Source organism: Geothrix rubra, from assembly GCF_030268065.1.
GTDB classification, from domain to species: Bacteria; Acidobacteriota; Holophagae; order Holophagales; family Holophagaceae; genus Geothrix; species Geothrix rubra.
In genome coordinates this window covers 547,237-561,679 of record NZ_BSDD01000002.1, presented here as the reverse complement: position 1 = coordinate 561,679, position 14,443 = coordinate 547,237, and the positions used below count along the sequence as shown (strand labels likewise).

13 protein-coding genes are annotated in these 14,443 nt (G+C 72.1%); 9 read left to right on the top strand and 4 right to left on the bottom strand.

What is annotated here, in order from left to right; all coding sequences use genetic code 11:
- Positions 1-29 precede the first annotated feature (29 nt).
- Genes QSJ33_RS07300 through QSJ33_RS07270 form a run of 7 tightly spaced genes read left to right on the top strand, consistent with a single transcriptional unit; the run spans position 30 to position 8,222 of the window.
- On the top strand, positions 30-476 hold the full coding sequence (locus QSJ33_RS07300) for an OsmC family protein (RefSeq protein WP_285724071.1): 447 nt from the start codon (positions 30-32) through the stop codon (positions 474-476).
- Positions 477-525: 49 nt separating this feature from the next.
- Positions 526-2,451 (top strand): PAS domain-containing sensor histidine kinase, encoded by a 1,926-nt coding sequence (locus tag QSJ33_RS07295; protein WP_285724069.1) that lies wholly within the window; start codon positions 526-528, stop codon positions 2,449-2,451.
- Positions 2,448-2,837, top strand: coding sequence for a response regulator (locus QSJ33_RS07290; protein WP_285724067.1), 390 nt, complete (start codon positions 2,448-2,450; stop codon positions 2,835-2,837). Before QSJ33_RS07295 ends, QSJ33_RS07290 begins: the two co-directional genes overlap by 4 nt.
- Positions 2,830-4,380: a diguanylate cyclase domain-containing protein gene (locus QSJ33_RS07285; RefSeq protein WP_285724065.1), complete on the top strand. Its 1,551-nt coding sequence runs from the start codon at positions 2,830-2,832 to the stop codon at positions 4,378-4,380. The genes QSJ33_RS07290 and QSJ33_RS07285 overlap by 8 nt, the downstream gene beginning before the upstream one ends.
- 33 nt (positions 4,381-4,413) lie before the next feature.
- Positions 4,414-4,953 (top strand): transcriptional regulator NrdR, encoded by a 540-nt coding sequence (nrdR, locus tag QSJ33_RS07280; RefSeq protein WP_420801379.1) that lies wholly within the window; start codon positions 4,414-4,416, stop codon positions 4,951-4,953.
- 27 nt (positions 4,954-4,980) lie between these two features.
- Positions 4,981-7,383 carry an endopeptidase La gene (gene lon, locus QSJ33_RS07275; RefSeq protein ID WP_285724061.1) on the top strand — a complete coding sequence of 801 codons (2,403 nt, stop codon included), beginning with the start codon at positions 4,981-4,983 and terminating at the stop codon, positions 7,381-7,383.
- On the top strand, positions 7,383-8,222 hold the full coding sequence (locus QSJ33_RS07270; protein ID WP_285724060.1) for a tetratricopeptide repeat protein: 840 nt from the start codon (positions 7,383-7,385) through the stop codon (positions 8,220-8,222). Before lon ends, QSJ33_RS07270 begins: the two co-directional genes overlap by 1 nt.
- 42 nt (positions 8,223-8,264) lie before the next feature.
- Here QSJ33_RS07270 and QSJ33_RS07265 read toward each other — a convergent pair whose 3' ends face one another.
- The 4 genes from QSJ33_RS07265 to QSJ33_RS07250 are packed head-to-tail and all read right to left on the bottom strand — an operon-like array spanning position 8,265 to position 12,241.
- Positions 8,265-9,620: a c-type cytochrome gene (locus QSJ33_RS07265; RefSeq protein WP_285724058.1), complete on the bottom strand. Its 1,356-nt coding sequence runs from the start codon at positions 9,618-9,620 to the stop codon at positions 8,265-8,267.
- Between the two features lie 3 nt (positions 9,621-9,623).
- Complete coding sequence (locus tag QSJ33_RS07260) at positions 9,624-10,676, bottom strand: cytochrome b (RefSeq protein WP_285724056.1); 1,053 nt, start codon at positions 10,674-10,676, stop codon at positions 9,624-9,626.
- Position 10,677: 1 nt separating this feature from the next.
- Positions 10,678-11,151, bottom strand: coding sequence for a QcrA and Rieske domain-containing protein (locus tag QSJ33_RS07255; RefSeq protein WP_285724053.1), 474 nt, complete (start codon positions 11,149-11,151; stop codon positions 10,678-10,680).
- Positions 11,144-12,241 (bottom strand): hypothetical protein, encoded by a 1,098-nt coding sequence (locus QSJ33_RS07250; RefSeq protein ID WP_285724051.1) that lies wholly within the window; start codon positions 12,239-12,241, stop codon positions 11,144-11,146. Before QSJ33_RS07250 ends, QSJ33_RS07255 begins: the two co-directional genes overlap by 8 nt.
- A gap of 147 nt (positions 12,242-12,388) precedes the next feature.
- On the opposite strand from QSJ33_RS07250, the gene ftsY reads away from it, so the two are divergent.
- Both ftsY and ribD read left to right on the top strand, forming a co-directional pair.
- Positions 12,389-13,294 (top strand): signal recognition particle-docking protein FtsY, encoded by a 906-nt coding sequence (ftsY, locus tag QSJ33_RS07245; RefSeq protein WP_285724049.1) that lies wholly within the window; start codon positions 12,389-12,391, stop codon positions 13,292-13,294.
- A complete protein-coding gene (ribD, locus tag QSJ33_RS07240) occupies positions 13,287-14,408 on the top strand; it encodes a bifunctional diaminohydroxyphosphoribosylaminopyrimidine deaminase/5-amino-6-(5-phosphoribosylamino)uracil reductase RibD (RefSeq protein WP_285724047.1) in 1,122 nt (373 codons plus the stop codon). The genes ftsY and ribD overlap by 8 nt, the downstream gene beginning before the upstream one ends.
- The last annotated feature ends 35 nt before the right edge of the window (positions 14,409-14,443 follow it).

The following is a 14,443-nucleotide window of genomic DNA, read 5'->3' as shown; positions in this document are numbered from 1 at the left end:
TGGTCCCCTGGCTTTCCGAGGAGTCCCCCATGGCCCACACCTACCCGCTCACCCTGACCTGGACCGGCAACACCCTGGACGGCACCTACAACCGCAACGCCACCGTGGCCACCGCCGGCAAGCACGACCTGGCCGTGAGCAGCGCCCCCGAGTACGCGGGCGACCCCGGCCGCTGGAACCCCGAGGACCTGCTGGGTTCGGCCCTGGCCACCTGCCACATGCTCACCTTCCTGGCCCTCTGCGCGAAGGCGAAGGTGGAGGTCCGCGGCTACGAGGACCACGCCGAGGCCGTGCTGGACACGGTGGACAAGGTCACCCGCATCACCCAGGTCCACCTGCGGCCGGTCATCCGCGTGCCCCGGGGCACCAGCATGGCCAAGGTGGAGGAGCTGTTCGAGAAGGCCCACAAGTACTGCTTCGTGGCCAACTCGGTGACCTGCGAGGCGGTGATGGCACCCCGGGTGGTCGAGGTCTGACGGAACTGGGCCCCGGGCGGGCCCCATCCGATGAGGGGTGGGAGGTCCCATGCCGCCCCCGCCCCCCGAGGATCCCGCCCGGATCGAGCCCGCGCTCGACGAGGCGGCCCTGCGCCGGGCCATCCTGGACGGGGCCGCCCACGCCATCATCTCCACGGATCCCCAGGGGATCATCCGCACCTTCAACCCCGCGGCGGAGCGGCTGCTGGGCTACCGGGCGGAGGAGGTGGTGGGTCGGACCACGCCGGCCCTCTTCCATGACCCGGAGGAGGTGGCCCGGCGGGCCCAGGCCCTCACCCGGGAGCTGGGCCGGCCGGTGGCGCCGGGCTTCGAGGCCTTCGTGGCCAAGGCACGGCTGGGCCTGGCGGACCCCCAGGAGTGGACCTACCTCCGCCGGGACGGGACCCGTGTCCCCGTCGCCCTCTCTGTGTCGGCCATCCGCAGCGCGGAGGGCGCCCTGGCGGGGTTCATGGGCATCGCCGAGGACCTCACCCGGGCCAAGGCCGACCGGGCCGAGGCGGACCGGCTGCTCCGGGACCTGGGACACCTGAAGGCGGCCCTGGACGCGGCGGCCATGATCTCGGTGACGGACGCCGGGGGGCGCATCCTCGAGGCCAACCCCCTGTTCTGCGCCCTCTCGGGCTACGGCGCCGCGGAGCTGGTCGGGCAATCCCACCGCATCGTCAACAGCGGCCACCACCCCCCGGCGTTCTTCAAGGAGCTGTGGGACACGGTGCTGGCGGGCCGCGTGTGGCGGGGCGAGATCCGCAACCGGGCGAAGGGGGGGCGGCTCTACTGGGTGGACGCCACCATCGCCCCCCTCCTGGACCGGCAGGGCTGGCCCACCACGTTCCTGTCTCTGCAGTTCGACATCACCGCCCGCAAGGAGGCCGAGGCCGCCCTCCGGGCCAGCGAGGAGAGCCTGGCCCGGGCCCAGGCCGTCGCCCACCTCGGCAACTGGGACCTGGACCTGGCCACCGGGCACGTGGGCTGGTCCGCCGAGATCTACCGCATCTTCGGCCAGACCCCGGGGAGCTTCACCCCCACCTATGAGCGGTTCATGGCCGCCCTGCCCCCGGAGGATCAGGTCCGGGTGGGCGAGGCCCTGCGCCGGAGCCTCGAGGAGGACGCCCCCTACCGGATCGAGCACCGGATCCTCCGGCCCGACGGCGAAGAGCGGGTGGTGCTGGAGCAGGGGGAGGTCTTCCGCGAGGCCGGGGGTCGGCCCCTGAGCATGGTGGGCATCGTCCAGGACATCACGGAGCGGAAGGCCGTCGACCGCCTGAAACGGGAGTTCGTGTCCACGGTGAGCCACGAGCTGCGGACCCCCCTGACGGCCATCAAGGGCTCCCTCGGCCTCCTGTCGGGGGGGGTGGCCGGCGAGCTGCCCGGGCTGGCGAAGGAGCTGGTGGCCACCGCCCAGAAGAATGCGGACCGCCTGCTCATCCTCATCAACGACATCCTCGACCTGGAGAAGGTGGAGACGGGCCGCATGGCCTTCGACCTGCGGGACCTCCCGCTCCATCCCCTCCTCCTGCAGGCCCTGGAGGACCTGGGGGGCTATGCCCAGGGCCTCGAGGTGGCCTGCGAGCTGGACCCGGCCCCCGCGGACCTCCGCACCGCCCGGGCCACCGTGGACGAGGGGCGGCTGCTCCAGGTGTTCGGCAACCTGCTCAGCAACGCCGTCAAGTTCAGCCCGCCCGGGGAGCGGGTCCGCGTCCGCCTCCTCCGGGCGGGCCGGCGGCTGCGGGTGGAGGTGGAGAACGGGGGGCCCGAGATCCCGCCGCCCTTCCGGGAGCGGATCTTCCACAAGTTCGCCCAGGCCGATGGCTCCGACAGCCGCCAGCGGGGGGGCACCGGGCTCGGCCTCAGCATCGCCAAGGCCCTGGTGGAGCGCATGGGCGGCCACATCGGCTTCACGTCCGAGCCGGGCCGGACGGTCTTCTTCTTCGAGCTCCCCGAGGTGGCCCCATGAGCCCCATCGCACCCCTGGCCCGCATCCTGGTCGTGGACGACGAGCCGGACATCCGGAACCTGCTGCGGCTCTGCCTCGTGGAGGTCGGCGGCTACGGCGTGGACCTCTGCACCTCCGGGCCCGAGGCCCTGGCCCGGCTGGAGACCGACCGGCCCGACCTCATCCTCATGGACGTGATGATGCCGGGCCTGGACGGCCCCGCCACGCTGGCGGCCCTGCGGGACCGCGGCCTCGGCACGCCCGTGATCTTCCTCACGGCCAAGGTGCAGGCCCCCGAAGTGGCCGCCCTGAAGGCCCAGGGGGCCCTCGGCGTCATCGGCAAGCCCTTCGATCCCATGACCCTGGCCGGGGAAGTGCGCGCCCTCTGGGAGGCCCACCATGGCTGACTTCCAGGCCCAGCTCGCGGCCCTGCGCGAGGCCTTCGCCGCCGACCTCCCCGCGCGCATCGAGGCCCTCCATGCGGCCCGGGAGGCGGACCGGGACGCGGGCGAGGCCACCCGCACCCACTTCCTGGCCCACCGCCTGGCCGGCTCGGCGGGCACCTTCGGCTACGCCGCCCTGGCCCAGTGGGCCCGGGAGCTGGAGCGCCTGCTGAAGGCCCCGGCGGAGGAGGGCAGGGCCCTCGTCGAGGAGGAGGCCGCCCGGGTGGATCGGATCCTCCAGTCCCTCGCACTGCTGACCCCCGGCGCCCCGGAGCCCACCGCCCCGCCGGCGCCCACCCTGCCGCTCATCGGGTTCGATCCGGCCGACCCCGAGGACGAGGCCCTCGGCCGGCAGCTGGAGGCCCTCGGCTACCGGGTGGCCCCCCTCCTGCCCGGCGGACCCGCCCCGGACGCGCTCCTGCTGGACGCGGACCGGCCGCTGCCCTCCGCCATCGCCGGGCTCGCCGCCCCGCGGGTCTTCCTCTCCGGCCACGGCGGCATGGCCAGCCGGCTGCGGGCCATCCGGGCCGGCGGCCAGGCCTTCTTCGCCCGTCCCACCAGCGCCTCGGCCCTGGCGGACCGGCTGGACGCCCTCTGCGCCCGGCAGCCCCAGGACCCCTATCGCGTCCTGGTGGTGGACGACGATCCCCAGGTGGCCGAGGGGCTGGCCCTCACCCTGCGGCGCGCGGGCATGCTGGCCAGTTCCCTGGCGGACCCCCTGGAGATCCTGGGAGCCCTGGCGGAGACGCGGCCCGACCTGCTGCTCCTGGACATGCACATGCCCGCCTGCACCGGGAAGGAGGTGGCGGCAGTCATCCGGCAGGTGGAACCCCTGGCGGGCCTGCCCATCGTGTTCCTCTCCGGGGAACGGGACTTCGCCCGCCAGATGGACGCCATGGGCGAGGGCGCCGACGACTTCCTCACCAAGCCCATCGCGCCGGAACGGCTGGTGGCCCATGTGACCCATCGCGCCTGGCGGGGCCGCCTGCTGCTGGGCCTCATGGTCCGGGACGGGCTCACGGGCCTCCTCAACCACTCGGCCCTGCTGGACCAGCTCGACAACGAAGTGGCGCGGGCCCGCCGCCTGGACGGCCGCCTCGTCTTCGCCATGGCGGACCTGGACCACTTCAAGCGGGTGAACGACACCCACGGCCACGGGATGGGCGACCAGGTGCTCCGGGCCTTCTCGCGGCTGCTCCAGCAGCGCCTGCGCCGCACGGACGCCCTGGGCCGCTACGGCGGGGAGGAGTTCGGGATCGTGCTGCCGGACACGGAGCTGGCCGAGGCGAGGGCCCTCCTCGAAGGGCTGCGGGAGGACTTCGCCGCCCTGCGCTTCCACGGTCCCGGCGGCGACTTCGGCGTCAGCTTCAGCGCCGGCCTGGCCGACTTCCCCGCCCACGGGGACGGGGCCGGCCTCTGCGAGGCGGCGGACCGGGCGCTGTACGCCGCCAAGGCCGGCGGCCGCAACCGGGTGGAAACCGCGCCAACGCCCGGTCCGAGCTGCTAGCGTTCATCCATGCGCTGTCCCTTCTGCGGGCACATGGAAGACAAGGTGGTGGACTCCCGGGAGTCCCGCGAGGGGGATTCCATCCGCCGGCGCCGGGAGTGCCTCGCCTGCAGCCGCCGCTTCACCAGCTACGAGCGGGTGGAGGAGGTGCCGCTGGTGATCCTCAAGAAGGACGGGCGCCGCGAGCCCTTCGACCGCCAGAAGCTCATGAAGGGGCTCCTCCTGGCCTGCCAGAAGCGGCCCGTCTCCCTGGCGCGCATCGAGGAGCTGGTGACGGACCTGCAGGCCCGCCTCATGGAGCGTCCCGACCGGGAGATCCGCAGCCGGGAGCTGGGCGAGCTGATCATGGACGAGCTGAAGGGCCTGGACCAGGTGGCCTACGTCCGCTTCGCCAGCGTGTACCGCGACTTCAAGGACCTGCCGGACTTCGTGAAGGCCCTGGAGGGCCTCATGCACAAGGAGGCCGCGCGGGGCGCCGCCCCCGCCGCGCCGGAACCCGCCACGCCCCTGCCGCAGGCCCTGTTCCCCGGCGAGGCGCCGGAGGTCCCGCTCCTGAGGGCCCGGAAGAAGTAGGGCTACACTGGAGCCCCGAGGTTTCCCGTGGCCGATGAAGTCCTCCAGCCCGCCCAGCCCGACGAGTCCCCCAAGCTGCCCGAGGTCCTGCCGGTGCTGCCCCTGCGGGACGTGGTGGTCTACCCCTACGTGATCCTGCCCCTCAGCGTCAGCCGGGAGAAGTCCATCCGCGCCGTGGACACGGCCCTGGTGGAGAACCGCATGATCCTGCTCCTCTCCCAGAAGCAGGTGGAGATGGACAACCCGGGCCCGGACGACCTCTACCAGGTGGGCACGGCGGCCCTCATCATGCGCGTCCTCAAGCTGCCCGACGGCCGCATCCGGGCCCTGGTGCAGGGCCTGCAGCGGGTGCGCGTGGAGTACTTCACGGAGACGGAGAACCTCTTCAAGGCCCGGGTGGAGCCCCTGGGCGAGCCGGAGCTCCCCTCGCCGGACCTGGAGCGGGACGCCCTCCTGCGCAGCGTGAAGCAGACCCTGGAGAAGGCCGTGGCCCTGGGCAAGGCCCTGCCCCAGGAGGTGCTGGTCATCGCCGGCAACCTGGACAACCCGGGGCGCCTGGCGGACCTGGTGGCCTCCAACCTGGACCTGAAGCTGCAGCAGACCCAGGAGGTGCTGGAGATCGCCCACCCGGGGCAGCGGCTCAAGCGCGTGAACGAGCTGCTCATGCGGGAGATCCAGCTGCTGGAGGTGCAGCAGAAGATCACCATGGAAGCCCGCGGCGAGATGGACAAGAGCCAGCGGGAGTACTACCTCCGCCAGCAGCTCAAGGCCATCCAGCAGGAGCTGGGCGAGGGCTCGGAGCTGGCGGAGGAGATCCAGGCCTTCCGGGACAAGCTGGCCAAGATGAAGGTGCCCGAGGAGCCGCTGGTCGAGATCGAGCGCAACCTCAAGAAGCTGGAGCGCATGCATCCGGACTCCAGCGAGACCGCGGTGACCCGCACCTACCTGGAGTGGATGACGGAGCTGCCCTGGGGCAGCTTCACCGAGGACAACCTGGACCTGGCCCAGGCGAAGGAAGTGCTCGACGAGGACCACTTCGGGCTGGCCAAGATCAAGGACCGCCTCCTGGAGTTCCTGGCCGTGCGCAAGCTCAAGCCGGACCTCCGGGGCACCATCCTCTGCTTCGTGGGCCCTCCGGGCGTGGGCAAGACCTCCCTCGGCAAGTCCATCGCCCGGGCCCTGGGACGGAAGTACGCCCGCATCTCCCTGGGCGGCGTCCACGACGAGAGCGAGATCCGCGGCCACCGCCGCACCTACGTGGGGGCCATGCCCGGGCGCATCGTCCAGGCCCTCCACCAGATCAAGAGCATGAACCCCGTGATCATGCTCGACGAGGTGGACAAGATCGGCCGCGACATGCGCGGCGACCCCAGCGCCGCCCTGCTGGAGGTGCTGGACCCCGAGCAGAACCACACCTTCCGCGACCACTACCTGAACGTGCCCCTGGACCTCAGCCAGGTGCTCTTCCTGGCCAACGCCAACGAGCTGGAGCCCATCCACCCGGCCTTCCGGGACCGGATGGAGATCATCTACCTCAACAGCTACACGCTGGAGGAGAAGCTGGGCATCGCCGAGCGCCACCTCATCCCCAAGCAGCTGGAGAAGCACGGCATCACGCGACAGCAGCTGTCCATCCCGAAGGCCGCCCTCAAGGGCATCATCACCGGCTACACGCGGGAGGCGGGGCTCCGCCAGCTGGAGCGCGAGATCGGCGCCGTCTGCCGCAAGGTGGCCCGGCGCGTGGCCGAGGGCACCCAGAAGAAGAAGTACACCCTCGACGCCGAGGGCCTCCATGCGCTCCTGGGCCCCGTGAAGTTCCTCCAGGACGAACGCCTCAAGGCGCCGCGGGTGGGCGTGGTGACGGGCCTGGCCTGGACCGCCGTGGGCGGCGACGTGCTCTTCGTCGAGGCCCTGAGGATGCCCGGCAAGGGCCTCCTCACCCTCACGGGCCAGCTGGGCGACGTGATGAAGGAGAGCGCCCAGGCGGCCCTCAGCTACATCCGCAGCCGGAGCGAGGCCTTCCAGATCGACCCCGAGGTCTTCCAGAAGCAGGACCTGCACGTGCACTTCCCGGAGGGCGCCATCCCCAAGGACGGGCCCAGCGCGGGCCTGGCCATCGCCACCGTGCTGCTGTCCGTGCTCAAGGGCGTCCCCGTGAAGAACACCCTGGCCATGACCGGCGAGATCGACCTGCGCGGCGAGGCCCTGGCCATCGGCGGCCTCAAGGAGAAGGCCCTGGCGGCCCTGCGCGTGGGCATCAAGGACATCCTCATCCCCCACGCCAACCAGAAGGACCTCGAGGAGATCGACCCCGAGCTGCGGGCCCAGCTCCGCTTCCACCCCGTGAAGCACGTGGAGGAGGTCTTCGAGTGGGCCCTGGTGGGCTGGAAGCGGCCGGAGGCCGCCGCGGCCCCCCGGAAGCGGCGCTGATGCTGCCCCAGGCCCCGCCCCCCCTCCCGGTGCCGGCGCCCCCGTCCACCGCGGCGCCGGTGGACCCCGCCCTCGCCCGCATGGCCGAGCTGGTGAAGGCCGGGCGCTGGGCGGAGGCCTGCGACCTGGCCGAGACCCTGGATGCCCACAGGCGCGGCGCCGTCCTGAACGACTGGCTCAAGGCCCTCCAGCGCACCGGGCGCTGGGATCGGCTCCAGGAGGTCGCCGGGGCCGTGATCACCCAGATCGAGGCCAAGACCGGTCCCCGCCTCTCCGTCTACCGCCTCTACCGGGCCCAGGCCCTCAGCCAGCTGGGGCGCCACGCCGAGGCCATGGCCGCCCACGCCCAGAACGGCGACCTGGGCTATCCGGACGGCACCCGGAACGCCTGCGCCGAGGCCCGGCTCGTCCCCGACTGGATCGCCCTGGAGCGCCTGGCCGACCAGCTCCTGGCGAAGAACCCCGCCGATGGCGAGGCCCTGGCCTGGAAGGGCGAGTCCCTGGCCCGCCGGGACCGCTTCGCGGAGGCGGAGCCCGTGCTTCGGGCGGCGGTGGCCGCGGATCCCAAGCAGGCCCTGGCCTGGTCGAACCTCGGCCGCTGCCTGAACGAGCGGAAGGCCTGGACCGAGGCCGACGAGGCCCTCGACCGCGCCCTGGCCCTCGATCCCCATGAATTCGAGGCCCTGTTCAACCGCGGCCGGGCCCGCTTCGAACTCAAGCGCTACGTGGCGAGCCGGGACGACTTCCGCGCCGCCCTGGCCTTCCATCCCGGCGATGCCGTCCTCCAGGAGAACCTCCGCCAAGCGGAGCGCTACGCCGGGGTATCCCAGCGCAAGTGACCTTGTTCCACGTGGAACGTGCAGGGGAGACCCAGGCAGGGCCTACTTCCGGGCCACGGCGGCCGGGCCCGGATGGGCCCGCTGGTAGAGGTAGGCGGCCAGCTGTTCGCCCTCGGCCTCGGTGGCGGCCAGGGGGGGCATGAACTTGGCGTAGATGTTCTCCCTGGGATCCCGCGACCGGAGCATGCGGACCATGTTCCGGGCACTGTCCAGGTTCCGGGGGGCCATGAACTTCTGCATGCTGCGGTAGCCGTCCCAGGTGTGGCAGGCCACGCACTGGCCCCGGTAGAGGGCCTCGCCCCGGGCCAGCGCGGTGTCGCCCTTCAGGCCCGCGTACTCCCGGGCCCAGACGCTGTTCGGCAGGTAGCCCTCCCGCTGGAAGGCCTCCACCTGCTCCACCCGGACCCCGTTGGAGTACATGACGTTCCGGATGACGTAGGGCTTCCGCGCCACCTCCCGGGCCCACTCCGAGGCCCCGGTGGCCAGGAGGGCCACCACGGCCACGGCGCCGGCCATGCCCCGGGTGAAGGCCCGGGCGTTGCGGAAGGGGCCGAAGTAGACGATGACCCCGATGGTGGCCGTGGACATCACCGTCAGCATGGTCACCCGGGTGGCCATGGAGAAGTTCCCCGCGGCGGCGCCGGCCATGCCCACCTGCAGCACTTCCCGGGAGACCGGTGGGATGTTCAGGAAGTACCAGCCGCCGAGGAGGGGCAGCAGCACGTAGGCGGGCAGCACCCACCGGGCGGAGACCTGCAGCACCCGCTCCTTGAGGTCCAGGTCCTCGATGGTGGCGGCGGTCCAGAAGGCGTAGACGCCCGCCAGGGCCCACATCACGAGGGTGCGCATGATCAGGCTGGGGGCGTAGGTGGGGTTGAAGAAGCCGTCCCACATCCAGTGGCTCTCGGCCCAGCCCTTCCCGGGCGTCAGCATGAAGGTGATGATGCCGTTGATGACGGCCAGGGTGAGCCAGCTGCAGATGGCGTAGAGCCAGCCCACCTTCAGGTGCCGCTCGGGCGTGAGGCGGTCCCAGCCGTAGTAGTAGACGGTGATGCAGGCCATCTCCGCGATGAAGACGATCCACTCCGTGGCCCAGCCCAGGACGAAGCCGTGGATGAGGTGGCCCACGCCCTGGGGGTTGGCCAGGGCGATGACCACCCAGATGCCCACGCCGGTGCCCGCCCCGGCCACGCCGGTGACGATGAGGAAGAACCGGGCGTGCTTGCGCAGCCACCGGAGCATGGCCTCATCGCCGTGCTTCCGCGCATGGGCCTCCATGACGGGGAGGAAGAGGCCTCCGCCCACGGCGAAGTGGGAGAGGAAGATGTGGATGATGGCCATGATGCCGACCACCCAGCCGCTGCCGAGGAAGGGGACGTCCCAGACCGGATAGTTCATGGCTCACCCCTTTCCCGCGACGCCGGCGTAGCCCCAGATCGTCAGCACGATGAGGACGATCACGGCCCCGAGACCCACCAGGTTGACCAGCCGTCCCCGGGACCCGCGGTCCCAGAGGGGCACCAGGGCCCAGAGCACCCCGCCGGCCCCGAAGAGGCCCATGCCCAGCAGCTCCCCGTCCACGGGCCCCACCTTGCCCGGGATGAGCTTCAGGAGCTGGAACTGGCTCATGAAGTACCACTCGGGATGGATGCCGTCGGGGGCCGAGGCCAGCTTGTCCGCCTGGGGGCCCAGGTCCCAGGGCCAGAGGCTGGCCAGGAGGGCCAGCAGGTTCAGGCAGAGGAACCAGACCATCAGGTCCTTGTAGAGGAAGGTGGGGAAGAAGGGCACGGACTTCTTTTCCGTCACCGAAGGGGGCGCGGCGTTGCCGTGCTTCTGCACCAGCCAGAGGTGGAGCAGGAGGAGGGGCATGAAGAGCACGGGCAGCACCGCCGCGTGGAGGGCGTAGAAGCGCTGCAGGGTGATGACGCCCACGTCCGCGCCGCCCCGGAGCATGGTGGCCAGCTCCTTGCCGATGAGGGGGCTCTTCTCCATCACGTCGAGGCCGATCTTGGTGGCGAAGTAGGCCAGCTGGTCCCAGGGCAGGAGGTAGCCCGAGAACCCGAAGCCCATGCCCAGGCCCAGGAGGCCCATGCCGCTCCACCAGGTCAGCTCCCGTGGGGCGCGGTAGGCCTTCATGAAGAACACGCTGAACATGTGGAAGAAGGCCGACAGCAGCATGAGGTTCGCCGACCAGGAATGCACGCTGCGGATCAGCCAGCCGAACTCGATCTGGGAGGTGATCCGCTGCACGGAGCCGTAGCTGGCGTCGCTGCCGGGCTGGTAGTAGACGATGAGCAGCAGGCCCGTGAGGACCTGCATCATGAAGAAGAAGAGGGTCATGCCGCCGAGGAAGTACCAGACCGCGTGGGAGTGGTCGGGCACCTCCTTCTTGCGGAGGAAGGACAGGAAGTCGGCGAGGCCGATGCGGTCGTCGAGCCAGGCGTGGACGCTCATCTCAGGCCCTCCTCACCACGACGGCGCCGCCGTCCGTGCTCACGACCAGGGGCTTCAGGGGCGCCGGCGGCGGCCCCCCGATGTTCCGCCCGGTGTCCGGGTCGTAGACGCCCCCGTGGCAGGCGCAGGTGATGCGGTCCTGGTCCTGGGCGAACTTCACCGTGCAGCCCAGGTGCGTGCAGGTGGCGAAGAGGGCCACGAAATGGCCGTCCTTCCGGCGCAGGATCAGGGCGGGCTTGCTGCCGAAGAGGAACAGCTTGCCGCTGCCGGGGGCGTAGTCCTTCTCCGCGCCCAGGTTCACCTCGTTCACCTGGGGCCCCTCGTCGGCGCCCGTGGTGCCGGACTTCAGGTACCGGAAGATGGGCCAGGCCAGGGCGGCCGTGTACATCGCGGCGGCGGCGGCGAAGAGACTCTGGCCCAGGGCCCGGCGGCTCAGGGGCCTCGGGCTTCCGACGGTCTGCGAGATGTCAGTCATGGCGGGCCTCCGCGCCGGCCTGGACGGGGGCCAGGACCCAGCGGACGAGGGTGGTGAGGAGCACGATCAGCAGCACCAGGGAGGTCGCGAAGACCGCCAGGGAGGTCCAGTCGGTCTTGAAGGGCAGGGCGTAGGGGTCGAAGCCCACGGCGGCCAGGGTGGCGTCCCGGGCCTGGTCCCGCGCCAGGATCATCCCCACCACCGCGCCCTGGGCCAGCAGGAAGGGCGGCCCCACCGCCTTCCGCGCCGCGCCGCGCAGGCTGGCGGGGATGGCCATGAGGAGGGCCAGGGCGGCGCAGCCGATGCCAAACCAGAGGGCCAGGCTGCCGAAGGCGTGGCCCGAGAGGAGCATCCGGAAGGCCGCCTCGGGCTGCCGCAGCAGCAGCCAGGTGCCCCAGGCGGCCTGGCACAGCGTGGCGCCGATGAACCAGCGCAGCCCCGCCTCCCGGGCCCCCGCGTGGTCCTTCCACGCGCCCCAGCCCGCCAGCAGCATCCCCGCCGAGGCCGTGATGCCCGTGACGAGGTGCAGGACGCGGGGCCAGAGGCTGGGATCCGCCAGGTTGAGGCGCGTCCCGTGGGGCGAGCTGGCCGCGAGGCCCCGCCAGAGGTCCGGACGCATGGAGAGGGTCGTCATGTTCGCCAGCACCAGGGCGATGGAGAGGAGCAGCAGCGAGGCCAGGGCGCCCGACCAGAGCCGGAAGCGGTCCGAGGCCACGGAACCCACGAAGCGGTAGAGCAGGCCGTAGCCTGCGATCAGCAGGAAGACCAGGGCCAGCCAGGGGAAGGCCGACAGCACCGTGGCCGAGTAGAAGAACGGGCCGTAGCTGAGCTGGATGAAGAGCAGGGGCGCCACGCCCAGGGTCACGGCGAAGGTCACGGCCGGCGGCAGCAGCGGCGCCACGCGGCGCACGAGGTCCCGGTCGCCCTCCCGGCCCCGCGCGGCATGGGCGAAGCTCAGCACCGTGCCGCCCACGCCCAGGTTCACCGCCAGCAGGTGGAGCGCGAACGTGAGGAGATGCAGCGCCTTCAGGATGACCGGCGGCAGCGGCAGCGGCAGCGGGTCCGCGGGCGGAATCGGAAGCGGGATCATGGTCGCTCCACATCTGGATTCGGGTCGCATCCACCCGAGGCTGGAAGGTATGGACGTTATGATCGTCCTGGCCCCTATGCCGTGGATCACAATCCCGGCGCGGGTTTGAAGGGATGCGCAGGTAGACTGAAAGTCCGCGAGGTGGGCGTGCTCGGCAGCCTTTTCGACAAATTCAAGCAGGGGCTCCGGCGCACCCAGGATCTGGTGCTGGCGCCCCTGGGGCGTCTCCTCGGCCTCCGCCGCCTGGACGAGGACCAGCTCCAGGAGCTGGAGGACCTCCTGCTCCAGGCGGACCTCGGTGTGCATGGCGTGGACCGGCTGATGGCGCGGCTCCGCGCGGAGCTGAAGGCCTCCGGCGAGGTGGACCCCAAGGCGGTGCTCAAGGACGAGCTCCTGCAGATCCTCCGCCAGCGGCCCGCGAAGCCCTTCCAGGCCTCGGGCACCCAGGTGGTGCTCCTCGTGGGCGTGAACGGCGTGGGCAAGACCACGACGCTGGGCAAACTGGCGGCCCACCTGAAGGCCCGGGGCGAGGGCGTCCTCGTGGTGGCCGGCGACACCTTCCGCGCCGCCGCCATCGACCAGCTGGAGCGCTGGGGCGAGCGGGCCGGCGTGCCCGTGATCCGCAACCAGATGGGCGGGGATCCCGCGGCCATCGCCTTCGACGGCGCCACCAGCGCCAAGGCCAAGGGCACGTCCTGGGTGCTCATCGACACCGCCGGCCGGCTCCACACCAAGGACCACCTCATGAAGGAGCTGGACAAGATCCGGCGCAGCCTCCAGAAGGTGATCCCCGACGCCCCCCACCGCGTGCTGCTGGTGCTGGACGCCACCACGGGCCAGAACGGCCTCCAGCAGGCGGAGGCCTTCACCCAGGCCGCCGGCGTGACGGACCTGGTGCTCACCAAGCTGGACGGCAGCGCCAAGGGGGGCGTGGTGGTGCCCATCCTGGAGCGGCTGAAGCTCCCCATCGCCTTCGTGGGCGTGGGCGAGGGCGTGGACGACCTCATCCCCTTCGACCCCGGGGCCTTCGTGGACGGGCTGCTGGATGGTTGACCTCACCCCCTCCCTCGCCTGGGCCCTGGCCACGGGCGGCCCCTGGCCGGATCCCGCGGCGCTTCCGGGCGACGCCCGGTTCATGGCCCTGGCCCTGGAGGAGGGCCTGAAGGGCGTGGGCCTGGCCAGCCCCAACCCGCCCGTGGGCTGCGTCCTGGTGAAGGACGGGCGCGTGGTGGGGGGGGGGGTCCACACCCGGGCCGGGGATCCCCACGCCGAGATCATGGCCCTGCGGGACGCGGAGATCCGCGGCGAGGACGTCCACGGCGGCACGGCCTACGTGACCCTGGAGCCCTGCTGCCACCACGGGCGGACGGGCCCCTGCACCCTGGCCCTCCTCCAGGCCGGCCTGGCCCGGGTGGTGGTGGGCGTGCGGGATCCCAACCCCCGGGTGGACGGCGGCGGCCTGGCCATCCTCCGGGCCCAGGGGCTGGCCGTGGAGGAGGGGGTGCTGGGCGAGGCCTGCGCCCGCTTCCACGCCCCCTTCTTCAAGCTCATCCGCACGGGCCTGCCCTGGGTGAGCCTCAAGCTGGCCCTGGGTTCCGATGGCGCCCTGGGCCCCGAGGGGCGGCCCACCCCCGTCACGCCCCCTGCCATCCAGCAGCTGGGCCACGCCCTGCGCCGGGCCTCCGAGGCCATCGTGGTGGGGCGCCACACCGCCGAGGTGGACGATCCCCAGCTCACGGACCGTTGGCCCGCGCCGACCGCTCCCCACCGCACCTTCTACCGGGTGGTGCTGGACCGGGAGGGTCGGGTGCCCCCCACGGCCCGGGTCTGGCAGGCGGTCCAGGGCCAGCCCGCCCTCCGGGCCGTCACCGGCGACCCCCAGCCCCTGCGCGGGGTGGAGGACCTCCACCTGCCCCCGGGGCCCGGAGGATGCAGTTTGCGTCACCTGTTGCACGAACTCGCGGCCCTGGGGGTGGGCCGGGTGCTCGTGGAGGGCGGGGGGGACCTGGCCCGGGCCTTCCTCGACCAGGGCCTGGCCGACGAATTCCACCGCTTCCAGGCCGAGGCCCCCGCGGGCGGACCCGCGGTCCTGCTCACCCTGCCGGCGGCCTGGCGCCTCCAGGCCTCGGCGGGATGGCCTGGCGGACGCTGGGAGGTCTGGCGCTAGGCCGGGTTGGCACGACCCTTGACCTGTCCCGCCAT